The following is an 18,381-nucleotide window of genomic DNA, read 5'->3' as shown; positions in this document are numbered from 1 at the left end:
ATCTCACCGATGTAATGGAAATAGGCCTCTGTCTGGTGCATAAAGTGAGTGCTGGCAAGCACTTATCACACACCAAAACGAGAGGCCTATGGCGACAGAGTGTAATCCCGAGCAACTGAAATTTCACGCACTGGATCGCCGTCAGGTGATCGGTCGATTCGATGGTGGCCGGATCACGTCCGACGGTGGCGGACTGCTGCTGCGAGAGGTGGATCAGCGGCTGGGCATGCTCAGTCGACTCGCCGGCTGCTTCACCGATTACCGTAATCCGAACAGTATCGAACACAGTGTCCACGCGCTGGTGGCGCAACGCGTCTACGGTCTGGGGCTGGGTTATGCAGATCTCAACGATCACGATGGGCTGCGCTCGGACAGCGTGCTGGCGCTGTTGGTTGGTAAACGGGATCTCACGGGTGAAGACCGCGAGCGAGACCGTGACAGAGGGTATCCGCTGGCCGGATCGAGCACGCTGAATCGACTGGAGTTGACCACACCGGCCTCGGCGGCCAGTGATCGCTACAAGAAGATCGCTGCGGATCCGCAGGCGCTTGACCGGTTGCTGGTGGACCTGTTCATTGAGGCCCACGATGTGCCACCGCGGGAGATCTGGCTGGATCTGGATGCAACCGATGATCCGCTGCACGGCCATCAGGAAGGCCGCTTCTTCCACGGTTACTACCGCTGTTACTGTTATCTGCCGCTGTACATCTTCTGTGGCGAGCACCTGTTGTGTGCGCGGCTGCGGCCATCGAACGCAGACGGTGCGGCCGGGAGTGTGGAAGAGCTTGAGCGGATCGTTGGCCAGATCCGGGCGCACTGGCCGAAGACGCGCATCGTGATCCGTGGCGACTCGGGGTTCTGTCGGGATGCGATCATGCGCTGGTGCGAGGAAAATCGTGTCCGCTATGTGCTGGGCCTGGCCCGCAATAAGCGGCTGCATCGAGCGTTGGGCCGGGAGATGGCGGAGGCCCAGGTGGAGTACGAGCAAACCGGCAAAGCGGCCCGGCGGTTCCGTGACTTCCGCTATCGGACCCGCAAGTCCTGGTCGTGCGAGCGGCGCGTTATCGGCAAAGCCGAGTACCTGCCGGGTAAAGCCAACCCACGGTTCGTGGTGACCAACTTACCTGTCAGCCGTGCCGGTGCCAGGCGGCTTTACGAAAAACTCTACTGTGTGCGCGGCGAAATGGAGAACCGCATCAAGGAGCAGCAACTGGGGCTCTTTGCCGACCGCACCAGCACGGCGACGCTGCGCGCCAATCAGCTACGGCTGTACTTCTCCTCGTTCGCTTACGTGTTGATGCACGGGCTGCGTCGTCTTGGCCTCATGGGCACACAACACGCCAGAGCCCAGTGCACGACCATCCGCCTGAAGCTGTTGAAGATCGGTGCACGGATCCGTATCTCGGTACGCAAGGTCTGGTTGTCGTTCTCCGAGGCTTATCCCTACGCCAGTGACTTTGCACAGATCCTCGCCAACCTACGCCGCCATCCAGCCTGGGCACCACCCGGATAAAGTTCGAATACTGGTCAGGAATGTTCAACCGGCAGTCGCCGGAGGAGGCGTTCGCCTCAATCGCACAAAACACCCCCGCTGAAGAGAAAACAACACGGCAATCGGCCAATACGCTGCAGCCTGCCCAACCAATCGTTACCATCGCCGATCAGCAGCTGACTCGCAGCTCAAAATATCCCGTAAACTGCCTCAACTACCCAATCGGTGAGCGATGCGGGCTAGCCCGCGCCGAACTGCCTGGGTACCGGCCGGGACTTGTTTTCGGATTGATTTGCGAGGCTGGGGTGGCGAGGGGGGTTGCAGCGGACCTACGCTCGGGCCCTCCGGGCTGCCCTCGATTGGCAGAGTTGCCTCGCGTGCGGCACGCGAGTCAATCTGCCGCACTCGGCCTCGCTCCACGGTCCGCTGCAACCCCCCTCGCCACCCCAGCCTCGAGATGGATTCGAGACAGAGCAGCGCGATCTCCCCCGGCTGCAGGCCGCACGCAGTGCCACGAAGCTCGGAAGGATTCATCCAGCGTGGTCGAGGCACTGGGTAGCAGGTCCTCGACCACGCTCTGATCAACCTCATTCCGAACTTTGTGGCTGAGCGTCCGGTGCTGGTGAGCTCAGAGAATCGGCGACAGCAGCCTGGCGCCGCGAGCGGCGGCGCGAAACCACCAGCGACGGCCTTCCAGTGCCGCCGCGTCGATCTGGTGGGACCTCGCGAAATCATCTTCCAGCATCGTGCCGGTACGGGCGGCGAAGCCTTTGTCCGCGACAAGCACCAGAATCTCGAAATTCAGACGGAATGACCGATTGTCGAGATTGGCTGTGCCAATCGCGGCGAAGTCATCGTCTGCCAGCAGGACCTTCTGGTGCAGAAAACCCTCGTGATAGCGGTAGAGCTTCACCCCCTGGCGGACCAGTTCCGGCACGTAGGCATAACCGGCAAGCTGCACCAGCCGACTGTCGGCGCGTTGCGGCAACAGTATGCGCACATCCACACCCCGCAGCGCTGCAAGCTGCAGGGCGTCGATGATGGAACTGTTCGGAACGAAGTAGGGACTGACGATCCACAGGCGGTGGCGGGCGGCGTGAATGGCCTGCAGAAAAAACAGACCGCAGGTATCTCTCGAATCCGCCGGGCCCCCGGGAAGCACCAGCACCCGCTGATTGGACTGGCTGGCCGGCTGAGGCTCCCAGTGCACTGTGGGCAGTTCACCCGAGGCCCAGAACCAGTCCTCGAGGAAGGGAATCTGAGCGGCGATTGCAGCAGGTCCGCGGACCCGCACGTGGGTGTCGCGCCAGGGTGAGAGCGCGGGGTAGCGACCGAGGTAGTCGTCTCCGACATTGAAGCCGCCGATGAACAGTTCCTTCCCGTCCACCACAACAAGCTTGCGATGATTGCGGAAATTGATCTGCAGGTGTTTCACAGCCCAGCGCGTTCCGGCGAAGGCGTGCACCTGGGCTCCCGCGGCAATAAGGGCGTCTGTGTACCGGCGGGGCAGACTGCTGCTGCCGATGGCGTCGAAGAGTAGATAGACGCGCACCCCGCGTGTGAGCGCTGCTTCGAGATGTCTGCGCAGCTCCTGGCCGGTATCGTCATCCCGGATGATGTAGAACTGCACGAGCACATAGTCTTCGGCGCGCGAGATACCGGCGAACAGCGCCTTGAACATCGCTTCGCCGTCGATCAGCAGTTCTGCTTCGTTGCCTGAACTGAAGGGCAGCTGCGCCATCCGCTCGTAGACAGCGAAGCGTGCAGGGTCTTCCGGAAACTCGGCCCGGAAGCGTTGCCCCTGGCGCCGCGACTCTGCACCGGTAACATGCTCGACTGCCGCGTTGCCGGCCCGGTGCGCGTCGACATAGCCTACGAAGCGGTGGCGGCCGAAGGCGGCATAAAAAGGCAGGGCAACAACGGGAATAGCCAGCAGCGCGATCAGCCAGGCAACGGAACCCTGTGCGGTGCGTGCGTTCATCACCGCATGAATAGCGGCTAACGCGGCCAGTACCTGCAGGATCAGATAGCCGATGAGCAGTGCAAAATCCAGGTGCTGTGCCAGAAAAGCCATCATCGGGACGAGTTTACGGCACGCAACGCCAAGTGCGGTGCGCGATCATCGGGTTGTCGAATCAGTGCAGCAGCGATGAGCAGCACGACGATGACGCCTCCGCAGAGCCACTCGGCACCGTGGAAGCTGCCGCTCATATCGAAGCCGAGACTGAAGAGAAAGGGCCCGATCGCGCTGGCCATAACGGTCAATGCGGTGTTCAGGCCGCTGATTTCTCCCAGATGCAGGGTGCCGAACAGGCGCACGTACGCGAGATTGGAGATCACCCCCCAGAGTCCGCCTCCGGCACCGAAGCCGAACACCAGCAGGGCGTAACCCCAGGCGGTGTCGAGATTGAGCAGTCCCGTGGTGCCGAGCAGAAACGCGCTCAGCATGACCAGCAGAAAGGGCTTGAGCCGCGACCGATCAGCCAGCCAGCTTGCGAGCAGATTGACGGTGGTCGAAACGATGGCGGATGGCAGAAAGTAGCCAAAGGCTTCCCCGCGGTCGCGGCCGGCTTCTGCGAAGATTGCCACGATGTGAAAGGTCACCGCGGTTCCGAACAGGGCATGAATGGACAGCCCGGCGCTGTAGATCCAGAAGCTCGGGCTCAGTCGCGCCTGGTGCAGGGTTTTCGAGCTTTCCGCAGTAGCGGGCGCGGACGCCCGCACGGCGTCGCTCACACCGTCGGCATTCAAGCCGACACTGGCGGGAGAATCCCGCAGGAAGAACAGCGCCAGTGAGGCAAAGCCGAAGATCAGCACCGCGGCCATGAGCCAGAGGGCGCCGCGCCAGCCGAAATCATCGATCATCAGTGCCAGCAGCAGCGGGGCGATGGAAAATCCCAGTGAGACGAACACACCGCGGGCACCCGAGACGATGCCGCGGCGCCGCTCGAACCACACCAGCAGAACGTTTCGAGAGGCGCTGGTGAGTACACCCTGTCCTGCGAAGCGGACACCGAAGTAGCCGATCAGCATGGCGGGCAGGGTCACCGCTGCGAGGGGCAGTCCCAGCACCGCGGCCAGGGCAGTACCGATGTGGTCGACCAGGCTGATGAACACGACCAGCAGGCCCAGCAGCAGTGCAGAACCGGCCACCATGATCCGCGCGCCGAGCCGGTCATAGAGTCTGCCGGCTCGTGTCAGGAACAGGGCGCTGGTGACCGTGCCGCCGAGGTAGGCGAAGGACAGTTCCGTGCGGCTGAGATCGAAAGCGTCGATGAAGGGGTCGGTGAACACCGCCATCCCCATGGTCTGCCCCGGCACACTCATGAGAAATCCCAGCGTCGAGAACAGCCAGATCACCCAGCCATAAAAGAAGGGCGTGCGGCGGGGATTGAAAGGCCAGTCGCCGGGAATCCGGCGCCGGGTCGTCGGCTGGTTCAGGCGCTCGCGCTCGGCCGCCCGCCGACCTCCGCACGCCAGCGCGCGAGATTCAGCAGCGCCGGATCCGGCGGCAGCCCGACCAGTTTCTCGGCGAAATCGATCAGACACATGGCGGTGATGTCCGCCACGCTGTAGCGCTCCCCCGCCATCATCGCGCGTTCTGCCAGTTCACCATCCAGACGCTGATAGTAGGCGTTCACCCTGGCGTCGCTCTGTTCCTTGGCCTGGGGAATCTGTTTGAACCGGCCCGCCGCCATTCTGGCCACCACGGGACCGTTTACCCAGGAAGTGCTGATGCTGTGTCCGAGACCCAGCTCCAGCCGTCGATGGTGCATGTCGATCAGGCCGATTTCTTCCGGCGTGGTTCCGAACAGCGGCGGCTCCGGGTGCAGGGCCTCGAGGTATCTGCAGATGGAGACGGACTCCGAGATACAGGTGCCGTCGTCCAGTTCCAGCACCGGAATCTGTCCATTGGCGTTTTTCCGGAGGAACTCGGGTGTTTTATGCTCGCCCTTCATCATGTCCACCGGCACGCGCTCGATGTCGATCTGTTTTTCAGCGAGAAACACCCGTACCCGGCGCGGGTTGGGAGCCTGGACGTTGTCGTAGAGCTTCATTGGTGGAGCCGTTGTCCTGAATGCGCGGACACTCTACACCAGTGGCGATCCGGTGGTCAGCCTGGCGGGATACCAGCCATCATCGGGTTGTCCGATTTCCGGCGCACCACCCGGCACCTGCCGGGGTGGCGGTCTGCGCAATGCGGAAATCGTGATGATGAGGAACAACAGCCCACCGATGGCGGCGAGCAGTCCACCGGCACCCATGAGTCCCATGCCGAAGGTCTGCTGAAAGCCATCGAGCGCCTGCTCGGCACCCGCCACCTTACGCTGCACGCCATAACCACCGGAGATGGCCAGCCCGGTGATATGCATGAGCTGACCGCCTGCCAGCAGATAAGGCTGCCAGGCGAGCATTCGGATATGGCGAATGGGATGACCCAGATTCGGCAGCAGATGGTAGACCACACCCATGAACGCCAGAGTCACACCGACGATCGAACCATGGTAGTGGGCGGGAATCATTGTGTTCGAGCCTTTGATCATGAAACCAAGCAGCCCACCTGCCGCGAAGAGCGTCAGCGAGCAGAGCAGCACAGCGCGCAGAGGTTGTCTCGAAGGGTGTATCGGCTGGCGATTGAAGATGCCTGTCAGGATTACCAGACACAGGGGTGCCGCCGCCAGACCGCCGGTCCGCATGAGTTCTGTGAACGCGCGGATCGACTCGCCTGAGTCCACGGGCAGGCGATAGATCCAGGGCACGGTGAGCAGAGGCAGGGCGGTCAGAGCGAACAGCACCCTGCCCGAACGCGGTCCCAGCCACAGGCGGCTGCCGCCCGCCCGGGCCAGGATGACCCATGCCACCAGGGCCAGCAGCGTGTTGGTGAACTGCTGCACGTGACCACCGCCCCAGAACAGATATTCGTAGAATGCTTCCCCGCTCAGGCTGTCGGGAAGCTGCGACCAGGACCAGCCGATGCAGGCGACGGCGAGCAGGGCAGAACCTGCGGCGAGGGCCAGGGCGAATCTGATCATGTCCGTAAAGGATGGATTGCCTTCGCCGGGGCCTGTGCCTGACGGAGCCGCCCGGAACAGCCTCATCTGCAGGAGATAGGAAACCGCCTGCAGCACCAGGCCGAAGGCGAGTATGGCCAGCCCGGTGAGAAACCAGCCGTGCTGCAGTACAGGGACATAGTTGTTCATGAGCGGTCGGTCCGCGCCGATAAAAGGTGCTGCGGTGATCATTGCCATGGCGGTGACTGCCAGCCACAGTGCCATCCGGCCCAGGATCGTCTGGCGATGGCTGAAGACCGTCCAGACCATGCCTGCGCAGGCCATGAACCAGACCAGAACCGAGAGGTCCACGTGCACAACCAGTGCCACGTGGAAAAAGTCCTGCCCAGGGAAGAAGTCCTGGAGAAAAGGCGTGCGGGAGAAGGCCAGCAGCAGCGACAGCACACCAGCGGCCAGCAGGGAGAATACGCCCAGCCAGATCCAGCCAATGGTGCGTTGCCGGGTGAGATCGTCCAGCTGTGAATGGGCCCTGTTCATAGGATTGCCTTCATCCTTCCTCAGCGAGCAGCAGCCGCACACTGTCTATCATCCGAGGCACCGTGATCCCTTCACCAAAGGTGGCCCGTACACGGCCGCGGGTATCCAGCAGATAGATGTGGCTGCTGTGAGAGATACTGTAGTCGAGCTCCGACTCCAGGGTCTGTTTTTCGTAAAAAACCTTGTAAGCGGCACTGGCCTGGGCGATTTCCGCTTCGGTTCCGGTAAGTCCGAGAAAGTCGGCGCCGAAAAAGTTCATATAAGGCTGCAGGCGATCCAGTGTGTCCCGTTGCGGGTCCAGGGTGACGAACAGCGGCTGTATCGGAACGTCGGGATCCGGCAGGGATTGCAGCACGTCACGCATACGGGCGAGGGCCGCAGGGCAGACGTCGGGACAACTCGTGTAGCCGAAATTGAGCAGTACCAGATTGCCCTCCAGGTCCGACAGGCGGGTGACGCCACCGCCAGTGTTGCGAAGGGCAAAATCACCACCGAGTGTGTAGAGCACCGGCAGTTCACCGGCAGAGGCAAGCCGGGTGCTCTGCCAGAGTGCTGCGCTGATGAGCAGACCAGCGGCGAGCAACCAGGCGCTACCGCGGGTCATCGCGAAGCACTCCTCTGTGATGCCGGCACCCCCAGCAGGTACAGCCGCAGCATCACCAGCAGCAGCAGGGAGGCGAGGAAACTGTGCGCGAGAATGGCGATCAGAGGCAGTCCGGAGAACACGGCTGTCAGTCCGAGCAGCAGTTGTGCGGTCAGAATACCCAGCAGCAGCACTCCCCAGAAGAATTGCGGACCCTGCTGCCGTGCCGCGGTGATTCCGAGTGCACCCAGCAGAAGCGTGGCGACCACGGCGAACAGACGGTGTGCGAGGTGAATGTACTGCTGTGCCTGGGTCAGAATCACACGGCCTCCTTCATCGACACCGAGTTCGCGCAGATACCAGAAGCTGCCTGCGATACCCGCAGGCGCGCCGCCCTGACACTGCCACCAGCCGCTGCAGGCTGTTCCAGCGAAATTGGCACTGACCCAGCTGCCGAGAGCGATCTGCACGCTCAACGCAGCCAGTGCGACACGGACCAGTGTCGAAGAGAGCGGCACGGGTGGTGCGGCCGCCGGCTGGCCGGTGATCAGCCACAGTATCCAGGTGAGGGCCAGCAGCACCATGCCGCCGATCAGGTTTGCAGAGGCGACCGCGGGCAACGTCTTCAGGTAGCTGGCCGGTCCGATGACTGACAGAAAGAGCACGACGGCGATGAGCAGGTAGGGAAGCAGTGCGGCACTCCCTGCGGTCGGCAGACGACTGCGGGCATGAAAGGTGACAACCAGTACCAGCACAACAAGCGCGGTCGCGATTGCACGATGGGCCCGCTTGGCGGATTGAGCCGGCGTCAACGCCTGCTCGATCGCTGTCTCCGCGGACGCTGCTGCAGTGGGGACGCCAATCACGCCATAACAGGCTGGCCAGGGATCGCAATCCAGTCCGGCTTCGTGATGTCGGATATAGCTGCTGAGCAGATTGATCGACAGGATGGCTGCGAGCAGGAACACAGTACATAGACGAAAAAACCGGTCCTGAATCATCGTCCGATTGTCCTCGGGTCGATTTATGACTGTATCTAGGTAATTTCCGCAGCGCGGATCAGGGTCGCTGAATGCTCTGCTATTCTTGTGCTCCGCACCTGGAGAGCCCCTGCGATGTCCGAAGTCCTCCTGTTCACCATCGTTGCCGTGGGCCTTTACTTTACCACTGACTGGGTGATCAGACTGATCGAATCACACCGGGGTGAACCGCTGGCAAACCGCAGTGTGGTTTTCTTCGGAATCATCATGGTGCTGGCGGTGATAAGTTTCGAAGTCATACAGCGACTGTTGCAGGGCGGAAGTCTGTACTGATCAGGATACCGCCGGCGGTAGATCGGGAACCGGCCCGGTGAACGAGCAACTTTACAGCATCTCGAAGTGATTGTTCTGCTCGTCGAAATCGATCACCAGTACCTGCGCGGGCGCCAGCAATACCTCCCGTGAAGTCTCATACTGGAAGCCTTCCGCATTCACGTCATCTTTGAGACGCACGCTGAGCTGCATGGATCCGGCGGGCACACTCAGACGCCTGTACACGGACGCGCGACCGTCGCCATGAAGTCCTCGCGGTGGGAGCACTTCCGAGTAAACGGACTCACCGTCAAGGTCCAGTTCAAGAATCAGGGGTGAACGCTCCCTTTCGCAGATCTGCGGGGCACGCATGTTGGCCGGCAGGTTCGCCATCTCTTCCGGCGTTCGGTCCCGGCACTCGGTGATCAGCTTTCCGGCATGGCGCAGGCTGAGTTTGATGGTCGCCATGTCCTCTGGAAGGTGACGGTAAGCAGGGGCGGTTGAACATACCCCGAGCAGAACGGCGAACGCACCGTAGACGACTGCCTGGCCGCTGTATCGAAGCCACAGGGTCATGTCAGATCCCTTTCCGCAGGTTCAGCCGGGATCGCTGTTGGATCTGCGTCTGCAGGCGGTGCCGGGTCCGCAGCATCGTCTTCTGCAGTACTTGTGGCCCCCGCTATGCTCGACACCGCGCTTTGCCGGTCTGCGCGATAGGCGTCGAGTTCAGCACGGAAGCGGGCACCATCCCGGGGCCCGGCCCAGCTGATTCTGACCTTGTCCTTCCCGGCCTTGGTTCGCAGATGCGGCATGCGTTTCCCGTCGAAGCGCTGCTCGGTCCATTCACTCCCCAGCCGGTAATAGCAGTTCTGCGGATGGCAGCCGGTAATCATGACACCGGCAACCTCCGGTTTGCGCGCGATGAAGTCGGCAAACGATGGCGGCAGCATGCCGATACAGGGCAGGCTCAGTGCCTGCAGGTGATGGTCTGTCAGGTTGTCCACGGGTAAGCCGTGATCGCAGCCGAAGACGACAATGTTGGTTTGTGAAGGATCCAGCGCGGCGAGACGCTCCTCCGCCTCCTTCCGCAGTCGGTCGAGCGGATAGTCGGGGATCTCGATACCGGAAATCAGTTCCTCCACGTTGCGGAAAGGTGTTGCGGACGGGCAGGAACCTTCGCATATACCGCAGGCTGTGCACAGATCCGGATCCACCAGAGCCTGCCTGAGATTTGGTTTGTAGCTGTGCGGAATCATGGTGATGGCTTCGTAGGGGCAGTCCTGGTAGCACCAGCTGCAGCCGTTGCAGTTGTCCGGATTCACGACTGCCGGAACGGTCGTTATCTGAATGGCGGTCGCCTGAGTTTGCCGGCGCCGCGGCATCCAGGGCAGCAGTGCGAGCACACCGGTAACGCTGCCGAGGAGCAGCCATAGCGGACCCGCACCGATGCTGTCGAGCAGCGGATAGACGTTGAGGTAGAACCAGTCGAAATCCACCAGAGCAACCGTGGTGGACAGATCGGCCGGTCCCATGCTGACAGCGGGCTTTACGATGGAAAGCACGATCAGCATCGCCAGCACGCCGATCATCAGCGCACGGGGAGGATTGGAGCGGGCCTGCTTGATGCGCTTGATGTGGATGAACATACCCAGCAGCAGGAACAGTGGCAGCGCGATGTGCAGGAAGACCAGCAGCGAGAAAAATCGATCACTCAGCGTCTTATCGGACAGGAAGTTGCGGGACAGCGCATCACCGAAGATGGGCAGCCAGTCGATCCATTCGGTGGTGGCGATGGCAATGTACTGCGCGAGCCGGTCCCAGACCAGCCAGTAGCCACCGATGCCGGCTGCAAACATGAGCCATATCAGCGGTACGCCACTGAACCAGGAGAACCAGCGCACGCCGTGAAAGCGACCGAGCACGAATTCACGCAACAGGTGCAGGGTTACCACCACGACCATGGCATCCGATGCGTAGCGATGCAGGCTGCGCATGACACCGCCAATGTACCACTGTTCGTGGGTCAGACGATCGATGGATTCGAAGGCGCCGTTGATGCTGGTGTTGAAAAAAATGAAAAGATAGAGGCCCGATACGGTCACGATCCAGAAAAAATAGAAGGACAGCGCGCCGAGCTGATAAAACGGATTCAGCCGTTCTGTGAAAATTGCATCGAAGCCGGATTCGAGCCGGTGCAGCATCCCTTCCATGATCAGTTACTTTGTCCCTGTACGGTGCAACGGCCTGCTCTCAGATACGAGCGGATGGGCGTTCTGCAGCGTGCTTATTGTGAGCGTGGAGACGGCGCCACTCGCGTATGAGCAGGTAAACGAAGAAACCACCCATGACCAGACCGATGAGCAAACCGGCGAAAATCGAGTAGTCGAACTTGTAGCTGTCTGAAGCAGGGTCGTACACGGTGCAGAACAGCCGGATCCGGCTGCCCAGCTGGTCAAGGAGAGAGTCGTTGGGACTTCCGCCGAACACCAGCACCTTCAGGGGCTCGATCAGATGCGGTACTTCGAACTGAATCCCGTACACCTGGCGAAATACCACGCCGTCCCTGTCGAGAATCGTGCTCTGGATGAGATGATCGAAACCGTGTGGTGTGGGGTAGTAGAGGAAACCCAGATCCTCAGCGAGGACTTCAAGGTTCTGCGCATCGGTTGACAGGAAATCCCAGTCCGGGATCTCGACGTGCTGTTGGCGGGCAAAGATCTTCATGGCGTCCGGGGTGTCATTCGGTGTATCGAAACCCAGAGTAATCACGGAAAAACTGTCGGTACCGAGTACACTTCGAGCCTGCTGTACGACCTTGGCCAGGTGCTTGGTGGTGGCCGGGCAGATATGGAAACAGCTGGTGTAGATCAGGCTGATCACCAGCGGTTTGCCCGCGTAATCGGACAACCGGCGTACCTGTCCATCGCTGTCGTAAAAAGTGCTGTCACGGACCTGCCTGCCGATGGCGGCCTGGCTGGTAGCCAGTGCCTGATCCCGCTCGAACTGTGCCGTTTCAGCAGCGGCGGACTGGGCATTGGCCCAGCTGCCAGGCACCAGGAGCAGTGCGGTCAGCAGCATACTCAGCAGTGAGTATTGACCGCAGATCAGCGGCGGCCGCATTGTTCCCGACATCAGCCCGCCACCAGCACGTCGAGCATGGCCCCGGTCATCAGCAGGGTCAGTTGCAGCAGAGAGGCAAAGAACACCTGCATGGCACCTCGAGGCGAGGGGGGGTGTTCCAGTGTCAGGCGCCATGCGCTGAATATGAACAGCGCACCACCGGCCGCTGCCCCGGCGAGATAGATGTATCCCATGCCGAAGAAAACAGGCAACAGGGAAACGCCCGTCAGTAGAATCGTGTTGATCAGAATGACCCGGGCAGTGGTAGCAGTGCCTTTGACCACTGGCAGCATCGGGACTCCGGCGGCCGCGTAGTCATCACGCAGTGCGATCGCCAGGGCCCAGAAATGTGGTGGAGTCCAGAGGAACAGCACCACCGCCAGCAGTACCGGGGCTGCCCCCGGGATCGGATCCGCCGCCGCCGCACCTGCCAGTACGGCGAAGCTCCCGGAGGCTCCGCCGATCACAATGTTCAGCGGTGTACGCTGCTTCAGCCACAGTGTGTAGACCACGCCGTAGAAGAAGGCACCGAGAAACAGATGCAGGGCGACAGCCGGATTGAAGAGCCATGCGCTCATCGCCATGGAAGTCACAAGCAGCATGCCTATTGACCACAACCAGCCGCGGCCGTGCCCGACCGAACCGGTGACGAAGGGGCGGGTGCGGGTGCGGACCATGCGAGCGTCCAGATCCCGCTCCATGAACTGATTGAAGGCACCCGCGGCTCCGGAAGCAGCGAGCACCACCAGGGCCAGCAGGCAGAGCTGCAGGGGGTCGAGCCTGATTCCCGGAGTTACCGCATAGCCGGCCAGCGCGGTGAGCGCCATGAATACGCCGATGCGCAGTTTGAAGATGTCGACAAACTGCGCGATGGCACCGGGTGTCCTGTCGATATCACCCGGGTATCCGATGGCACCGCTCGAGCTGGCTTCGATTTCGCTCAACTCAAGCCCCAGGTTTCGGACAGATACTTCCAGTTGATGAAGTAGTAGAGCACGAATGCGGTAAAGAATACGGCTACCAGCACCAGAGTACCGGGGATGGAGGAACCGGCGACTCCGATACCTTCATAGGCAGCGTCGCTCGGCGTCGGAGCCAGCATCTGCTCCTTCATCTTTTCGTTCTCACCCAGCCGCTTGCCGAACAGCAGCGAACCGACCACGATGAGAATGAACAGCGCACCACCGGCGCAGGCGAGCACCACCGACATACCGTTCAGACTCATCATCGTCAGTGCTGCTGCCGAAAACTCGTAGCCGCCATCCGGTGTGCCGGAAAAGAGGATGTCCCAGTGCCGGCGCGGCACGCCGAGGGTGCCGGCACCCATCAGGAACAGCGCCACACCCGTCATACCCAGCATGAAGATGTAGGGCTGCCAGCTGGCCAGTTTTTTCCAGATCAGTTCGCGCCGGAAGAGGATCGGCACCAGCCAGTAGGTGATCGCCATGAATGCCAGTGTGGTGCCGACCACCACGGTGCCGTGGAAATGGCCGGGCACATAGACGGTGTTGTGAATGATCAGATTCACCTGCTCCGCGCCCATCACCACCCCGGTGATACCGCCGAGGATGCCGAAGCCAACCAGGGACATGAACATTCCGGAGAAGGTCGGATTGCTCCAGGGGGCTTTACGCAGCCACTCGAAGAGTCCCGCGTTGAGGCCTTTGGCACGCTGAGCAGCTTCGATCGATCCGGGCACCGTCAGCCCGTGCACCATGCTGGCCATCACCGCGAGGTACATGGCGTAGCTGGTGTTGAAGATCTTCCATTCGGAACTCAGTCCCGGGTCCACCAGCAGGTGGTGGGCGCTGGCGATCTGCAGTACCGCGATATAGAGCAGGAAGGCGAAGCGGCTGACTTTTTCGGACAGCGGTTTGGCGCCGAACACGACCGCTGCGATCAGATACCAGACCGATACATGAGCCGCCACGTTGATCTGCTGACTCGAGTGTCCGAAGGCCCACCAGATCAGCCGGTAGACGCCCGGGTCGATGTGGCTGACCATGCCGAGATTCCACAGCAGGGTGGGAATCAGGATCACCGCACCGGAAGCAATTGTGAATATGGCGATGATGCAGGCGGTGAGGGCACCGAATGTGACCAGAGGTATCGATCCTTCGTAAGTCCGGGCGTTCCGGGCGATCACCAGTGTGCCGAGGAAAATGAAACAGTTGATCAGCGCACCGACGGCGAACAGGATCAGACCGACATAGAAGGAGGTGTCTGCCGGCATCGGCACGTAGGACGTCATCATCACACTGGAGGTGCCTTTAACCAGCACCGCGTAGTTGTTGATGAGTGCACCCGCAATCATCATGCCCCAGGCTGCCCAGCCGAGTTTCGGCGTGGCGATACGGCAGCCGAGCAGAACGGATGAGCAGAAATGCAGCACGGCCATCTCGAAAAAGATCATCCAGTAGATCAGCACGTTGAGGCCGTGGGCGGTGAGCACCTGGTAGAAATCGTCGGCAGCCAGCAGATGCACCTCTGGCCACCGGGTCAGGCCGACCAGCAGGCCCATGAAACCACCGACCAGCAGAAACACGACCGCCGCAACGGCGTTGGCCTTGATCAGTCCTTCCGCAGGCCGATGGAACTTCAGCCCGGTGCTCGGGCAGATCCGGAATGCTTCACTGTTGTTCACTGCTGCCGCCCTCCACGACGTATATCTTGCCGAGCATGTTGTGATGTCCTATGCCACAGTATTCGTTACAGACGATGGTGTACTCACCCGTCTTGTTGGGTGTGAGTGTCATCACCATATCGTACCCGGGCAGTATCTGGGTGTTGATATTGGCTGGCTGCAGCGAAAAACCGTGCTGCCAGTCGGTGGAGCTGACGTGCAGTCGATAGCTCTGACCGTTCTCCAGCTCGAAAGCCGGCCACCAGTCCCAGAGTCGGGCGATCAGATAGATGTCTGCACCGACCGGCGGTTTAACGACGGGTTTGTTGAACTGACCCTCGGTACGCACGGTGTATTCCTCAACCATCGCCTGGGTCTTCTCGATGAATGCGGCTGCGGTGGTTTTATAGGCTTCGTCGGACAGGTTCTGTTTTCCGTATATGTGCCAGAAAGGCATCATGAGAGTCATTATGATGCCCCATATCACCACAATCGATATCCAGATCAGTTCGCTGCGTTCGATGGGCTCGTTCCACCAGATCTTTCTGGTAGGAGGTAATATGCTCGACATTCATTATCCCCTTATTGTTCGATCAATCCTCAAGGGCCGCCATTGCAGCCTCTCGACAGACAGTGCTTCCAGATGGGCGCGATTCACACGCCGGATGTTAGTCGGAGATCGGCAGTGATATCAGTTCCATGATTCCCCAGACTATATAGGTCAGTGTTGGAATCGTGATGCCGATAAAGAGCAGAAGAAAAGGGTTGTCGATGAGTTGCTGCATGAAAGGCACGCCGCCAGCGTCCTTGTTTTCGTCTTGCCGATCTGCCATTGCTTTGCTCCAGGAGGATTTCCAGATTGCGAGGACTGTTACCCCTCGCCCGTCCATATATTAGCGAAACCGGCGGCAGTCTATCAGCGGAACTGTCGGCCATGCCAATCATGGGGTGAACGTGCGTCAGGTACTGCTCAGCCTGCCTTCTTTCCAGATGGGAATTGTTCTCGTTTTCGCAGTGGCCGGTTATAGGGAGATTCACTTAGGACCGGTGCAACGGGTGCGGTGAAAGTGAAGTCGGAGCCGCGAAACAGGGATGAATAAAGTGGATGCGCGGTCCGGAACCCCGGGGTGTTGGGACGATGGCTGATCTGCGATATCGTGTCCGTTACTTATCCACCCACATTGATCCGGAGGTTTCTACAATGGGCTTCGCCATTTCGAACATGCAGTTGACCAGCGATGCCTTTCACGCCGGTGGACGAATTCCTGAACGCTATACCGGTGAGGGGGATGATGTCTCGCCCGCGCTCAGTTGGAATGATGCGCCAGATGGAACAAAGGCATTCGCTCTGGTCTGTCATGATCCGGATGCACCGCTGCTTGCTGACGGGCATTACGGATTCGTGCATTGGGTTCTCTACGATATCCCGGGTTCGGTCACGGAGATTCCCGAAGGGTGTGAGGATTACAGCCAGGGGCGAAACGATTTCGGACAGGCGGGTTATGGCGGTCCGATGCCGCCACCCGGACACGGGCCACACAACTATTATTTCTGGCTGCTGGCCCTCGATGAGGCGGTGGAACTGCCCGGGCGCCTGGGCATGTGGGAGCTGCTGGAGAAAATCGAAGCCAATGTCATAGGCATGAACCGCCTGGTCGGGACCTACGAGCGGGAGTGATCGGCGAGCGGAACCGCACAGAGTGACCCAGGCGACGCTGACGATCCGGGACGCGCAGACTGCCGATGTTGAGGATCTTCTGCGGATCGAACAGCGTGCCTTCAGCGGCGATCTGCTGACAAGACGCGCTCTGCGATATCTGATCAGCAGGGCGCATGGCATCGGTCTGGTCTGCACGGTCGGTGACCAGCCGGTCGGCTATGCCATCGTACTGCTGCGCAGGGGAAGCCGCTCGGGGCGAATCTATTCGCTGGCGGTGGATCCCGACTGGCGGGGTCGCCAGATCGGCAGACTCCTGCTTGAAGCCATCGAGACCCGTTTAGCAGCAAAGGGCATTTCCCGGGTGCAGCTGGAAGTGCGGGCAGACAATGAGCCTGCGCTGCGCCGCTATCATGGACTGGGTTATGAAGTGTATGCCAGCGAACCCGGCTACTACGAAGACGGTGAAGGTGCTCTTAAGATGCGCAAAGAACTGGCAGAGGTGCCCTAGTGCGACACATCATCATCGTCGAGAAAGCGGAAGACAGAACCTGGGCTGAGTCCGCGGGAATTGCGGTGACTGCCCGGGAATACGTGGTCCAGGCAGACCTCTATGGTGGCAGTCGTGCCCGGGTGGTGAATCTGTCAGACGACTACGGTTACATGGACATGGGCTACTACTGCTCCCTGCTCGCCGAGGCGCGGAGGCAGAAAGTGGTGCCCATGGTGGAGACCATCCTCGATCTGTCCCGCAAAACGCTGTATGGACTGCAGCTGCCGGAGCTGAACGAAGCACTGCGCCAGGAGATCGGCAAGCTGCCCCAGTCACCGCGGGCGGCATTCACCCTGACGATCTGTTTCGGCCAGCCCACCGAGTCATACTTCAAGGCCTTTGCGCGCCAGGTGTTCGATCGCTTCCGTTGCCCCCTGCTGAAGGTTCAGGTCGGTATGGAAGACGGCTGGCAGATCCGCTCGGTTGAACCGATTGCCCCCTCCGATCTTTCACCTGCTGAGTTCGAGCTGTTTCTCGGCGCGCTGGAGGGCTACACGCGCAGTGACTGGCGACGGCCCAGGTCGGCGCCCCAGGCGCGTTATTCCCTCGCCATCCTGCAGAATCCCCGGGAAACACTGCCGCCCTCGGATGAAGGGGCCTTGAAAAAATTCATTACCATCGGTGCCGGTCTCGGCATCGAGGTGGAACTGATCGAGCGCAAGGACTTCCTGCGCCTGGCCGAATACGATGCGCTCTTTATTCGTGAGACCACCAGCATCGACAATCACACTTTCCGTTTTGCCAGGAAGGCCATGCACGAAGGCATGCCCGTAATTGACGATCCCGTGTCCATCCTCCGGTGTACCAACAAGGTCTATCTGGCCGAGCTGCTGCAGGCCAACAAGCTTCCCGCGCCGAAAACGCTCATTGTCGATCGCAGTAACCTGCTGCGTGTCGAAGAAGAGCTCGGTTATCCGGCTGTGCTGAAAATTCCGGACGGGTCCTTCTCCCGTGGTGTGGTGAAGGTGGAGGATCGGGAGGCGCTGGTAGAGCAGTCGCGCAAGCTGTTCAAGCGCTCGGAGCTCATCCTCGCCCAGGAGTTCATGTACACCACGTTCGACTGGCGGGTGGGTGTGCTCGGGGGTAAACCACTGTTCGTCTCCAAGTACGAGATGTCACGCAAGCACTGGCAGATCGTCAATCATCGGGAAGATGGCAAGGTGATCGAAGGGGGCTTCAGCACCATGGCGGTAGAGGATGCACCTGCTGAGGTGGTCGAGACCGCTCTGAATGCCGCACGCCTGATGGGAGACAGCCTCTATGGAGTGGATCTCAAACAGAATGACAAAGGAGTGTTTGTCATAGAGATCAACGACAACCCGAGCCTCGAACGCCACGTCGAAGATCTGGTGCTCAAAGATGATCTCTACCGCACCATACTTCAGGATTTTGTACGGCGCATTGAATCGCGCTGAAACCCGGGTGCGGGTTCCCTGTCTCCCCGGGTGCCGGCGGGTGGCAATCACCCGGGTCACATGGCATTGTCGCGGCGGTGAGGGGCAGGCCGGCTGG

Annotated in this window: 18 protein-coding genes; 5 read left to right on the top strand and 13 right to left on the bottom strand. The window is 60.6% G+C overall.

The genetic code is table 11. The features are described from left to right. Nucleotides 1-88: 88 nt before the first annotated feature. Nucleotides 89-1,513: an IS1380 family transposase gene (locus R3E82_10350; GenBank protein MEZ5551280.1), complete on the top strand. Its 1,425-nt coding sequence runs from the start codon at nucleotides 89-91 to the stop codon at nucleotides 1,511-1,513. A 607-nt stretch (nucleotides 1,514-2,120) separates the two neighbouring features. Here the strand turns inward: R3E82_10350 and cls are convergent. Genes cls through R3E82_10320 form a run of 6 tightly spaced genes read right to left on the bottom strand, consistent with a single transcriptional unit; the run spans nucleotide 2,121 to nucleotide 8,625 of the window. Then, nucleotides 2,121-3,569, bottom strand: a complete 1,449-nt coding sequence (gene cls, locus R3E82_10345) for a cardiolipin synthase (protein ID MEZ5551279.1) — start codon at nucleotides 3,567-3,569, stop codon at nucleotides 2,121-2,123. Beyond that, nucleotides 3,566-5,041: an MFS transporter gene (locus tag R3E82_10340; protein MEZ5551278.1), complete on the bottom strand. Its 1,476-nt coding sequence runs from the start codon at nucleotides 5,039-5,041 to the stop codon at nucleotides 3,566-3,568. Before R3E82_10340 ends, cls begins: the two co-directional genes overlap by 4 nt. Next, the gene (locus tag R3E82_10335) at nucleotides 4,930-5,550 is read right to left on the bottom strand and encodes a glutathione S-transferase family protein (protein ID MEZ5551277.1); all 621 of its coding nucleotides are present in this window, start codon (nucleotides 5,548-5,550) and stop codon (nucleotides 4,930-4,932) included. Before R3E82_10335 ends, R3E82_10340 begins: the two co-directional genes overlap by 112 nt. A 33-nt stretch (nucleotides 5,551-5,583) precedes the next feature. After that, entirely contained in the window at nucleotides 5,584-7,041 is a 1,458-nt protein-coding gene (locus R3E82_10330; protein ID MEZ5551276.1) for a cbb3-type cytochrome c oxidase subunit I, read from the bottom strand. Between the two features lie 10 nt (nucleotides 7,042-7,051). Continuing rightward, nucleotides 7,052-7,645 carry an SCO family protein gene (locus R3E82_10325; GenBank protein ID MEZ5551275.1) on the bottom strand — a complete coding sequence of 198 codons (594 nt, stop codon included), beginning with the start codon at nucleotides 7,643-7,645 and terminating at the stop codon, nucleotides 7,052-7,054. After that, nucleotides 7,642-8,625 (bottom strand): COX15/CtaA family protein, encoded by a 984-nt coding sequence (locus tag R3E82_10320; GenBank protein ID MEZ5551274.1) that lies wholly within the window; start codon nucleotides 8,623-8,625, stop codon nucleotides 7,642-7,644. Before R3E82_10320 ends, R3E82_10325 begins: the two co-directional genes overlap by 4 nt. A 114-nt stretch (nucleotides 8,626-8,739) precedes the next feature. On the opposite strand from R3E82_10320, the gene R3E82_10315 reads away from it, so the two are divergent. Beyond that, nucleotides 8,740-8,937, top strand: a complete 198-nt coding sequence (locus R3E82_10315) for a hypothetical protein (protein ID MEZ5551273.1) — start codon at nucleotides 8,740-8,742, stop codon at nucleotides 8,935-8,937. A 51-nt stretch (nucleotides 8,938-8,988) separates the two neighbouring features. On the opposite strand, the gene R3E82_10310 is transcribed toward R3E82_10315, so the two are convergent. The 7 genes from R3E82_10310 to R3E82_10280 form a co-directional block, all read right to left on the bottom strand. Next, on the bottom strand, nucleotides 8,989-9,492 hold the full coding sequence (locus tag R3E82_10310; protein ID MEZ5551272.1) for a hypothetical protein: 504 nt from the start codon (nucleotides 9,490-9,492) through the stop codon (nucleotides 8,989-8,991). Next, entirely contained in the window at nucleotides 9,489-11,126 is a 1,638-nt protein-coding gene (locus tag R3E82_10305; protein ID MEZ5551271.1) for a cytochrome b N-terminal domain-containing protein, read from the bottom strand. Before R3E82_10305 ends, R3E82_10310 begins: the two co-directional genes overlap by 4 nt. Before the next feature lie 40 nt (nucleotides 11,127-11,166). Continuing rightward, nucleotides 11,167-12,048 (bottom strand): SCO family protein, encoded by an 882-nt coding sequence (locus tag R3E82_10300; GenBank protein MEZ5551270.1) that lies wholly within the window; start codon nucleotides 12,046-12,048, stop codon nucleotides 11,167-11,169. Further along, nucleotides 12,048-12,980, bottom strand: coding sequence for a heme o synthase (cyoE, locus tag R3E82_10295; GenBank protein ID MEZ5551269.1), 933 nt, complete (start codon nucleotides 12,978-12,980; stop codon nucleotides 12,048-12,050). The genes R3E82_10300 and cyoE overlap by 1 nt, the downstream gene beginning before the upstream one ends. Then, entirely contained in the window at nucleotides 12,977-14,680 is a 1,704-nt protein-coding gene (locus R3E82_10290) for a cbb3-type cytochrome c oxidase subunit I (protein ID MEZ5551268.1), read from the bottom strand. Before R3E82_10290 ends, cyoE begins: the two co-directional genes overlap by 4 nt. Further along, nucleotides 14,667-15,230 carry a hypothetical protein gene (locus R3E82_10285; protein ID MEZ5551267.1) on the bottom strand — a complete coding sequence of 188 codons (564 nt, stop codon included), beginning with the start codon at nucleotides 15,228-15,230 and terminating at the stop codon, nucleotides 14,667-14,669. Before R3E82_10285 ends, R3E82_10290 begins: the two co-directional genes overlap by 14 nt. Nucleotides 15,231-15,327: 97 nt before the next feature. Continuing rightward, nucleotides 15,328-15,492: a hypothetical protein gene (locus R3E82_10280; protein ID MEZ5551266.1), complete on the bottom strand. Its 165-nt coding sequence runs from the start codon at nucleotides 15,490-15,492 to the stop codon at nucleotides 15,328-15,330. 305 nt (nucleotides 15,493-15,797) lie between these two features. On the opposite strand from R3E82_10280, the gene R3E82_10275 reads away from it, so the two are divergent. Genes R3E82_10275 through R3E82_10265 form a run of 3 tightly spaced genes read left to right on the top strand, consistent with a single transcriptional unit; the run spans nucleotide 15,798 to nucleotide 18,284 of the window. Then, a complete protein-coding gene (locus R3E82_10275; protein MEZ5551265.1) occupies nucleotides 15,798-16,337 on the top strand; it encodes a YbhB/YbcL family Raf kinase inhibitor-like protein in 540 nt (179 codons plus the stop codon). 22 nt (nucleotides 16,338-16,359) lie between these two features. Further along, nucleotides 16,360-16,827: an N-acetyltransferase gene (locus tag R3E82_10270; GenBank protein MEZ5551264.1), complete on the top strand. Its 468-nt coding sequence runs from the start codon at nucleotides 16,360-16,362 to the stop codon at nucleotides 16,825-16,827. 8 nt (nucleotides 16,828-16,835) lie between these two features. After that, nucleotides 16,836-18,284 carry a RimK family protein gene (locus R3E82_10265; protein ID MEZ5551263.1) on the top strand — a complete coding sequence of 483 codons (1,449 nt, stop codon included), beginning with the start codon at nucleotides 16,836-16,838 and terminating at the stop codon, nucleotides 18,282-18,284. The last annotated feature ends 97 nt before the right edge of the window (nucleotides 18,285-18,381 follow it).

Source organism: Pseudomonadales bacterium, assembly GCA_041395945.1.
Lineage (GTDB): Bacteria > Pseudomonadota > Gammaproteobacteria > Pseudomonadales > Azotimanducaceae > SZUA-309.
This window is presented reverse-complemented; position numbering and strand designations above follow the sequence as displayed.

Bases quoted from the DNA above. Each gene is read 5' to 3' on its own strand.
- R3E82_10315 (MEZ5551273.1), top strand. From the start codon at position 8,740: ATGTCCGAAGTCCTCCTGTTCACCATCGTTGCCGTGGGCCTTTACTTT.
- R3E82_10325 (MEZ5551275.1), bottom strand. From the start codon at position 7,645: ATGACCCGCGGTAGCGCCTGGTTGCTCGCCGCTGGTCTGCTCATCAGC.
- cls (MEZ5551279.1), bottom strand. From the start codon at position 3,569: ATGATGGCTTTTCTGGCACAGCACCTGGATTTTGCACTGCTCATCGGC.
- R3E82_10285 (MEZ5551267.1), bottom strand. From the start codon at position 15,230: ATGTCGAGCATATTACCTCCTACCAGAAAGATCTGGTGGAACGAGCCC.
- R3E82_10305 (MEZ5551271.1), bottom strand. From the start codon at position 11,126: ATGGAAGGGATGCTGCACCGGCTCGAATCCGGCTTCGATGCAATTTTC.
- R3E82_10280 (MEZ5551266.1), bottom strand. From the start codon at position 15,492: ATGGCAGATCGGCAAGACGAAAACAAGGACGCTGGCGGCGTGCCTTTC.
- R3E82_10300 (MEZ5551270.1), bottom strand. From the start codon at position 12,048: ATGTCGGGAACAATGCGGCCGCCGCTGATCTGCGGTCAATACTCACTG.
- R3E82_10330 (MEZ5551276.1), bottom strand. From the start codon at position 7,041: ATGAACAGGGCCCATTCACAGCTGGACGATCTCACCCGGCAACGCACC.
- R3E82_10310 (MEZ5551272.1), bottom strand. From the start codon at position 9,492: ATGACCCTGTGGCTTCGATACAGCGGCCAGGCAGTCGTCTACGGTGCG.
- R3E82_10320 (MEZ5551274.1), bottom strand. From the start codon at position 8,625: ATGATTCAGGACCGGTTTTTTCGTCTATGTACTGTGTTCCTGCTCGCA.
- R3E82_10350 (MEZ5551280.1), top strand. From the start codon at position 89: ATGGCGACAGAGTGTAATCCCGAGCAACTGAAATTTCACGCACTGGAT.
- R3E82_10275 (MEZ5551265.1), top strand. From the start codon at position 15,798: ATGGCTGATCTGCGATATCGTGTCCGTTACTTATCCACCCACATTGAT.
- R3E82_10335 (MEZ5551277.1), bottom strand. From the start codon at position 5,550: ATGAAGCTCTACGACAACGTCCAGGCTCCCAACCCGCGCCGGGTACGG.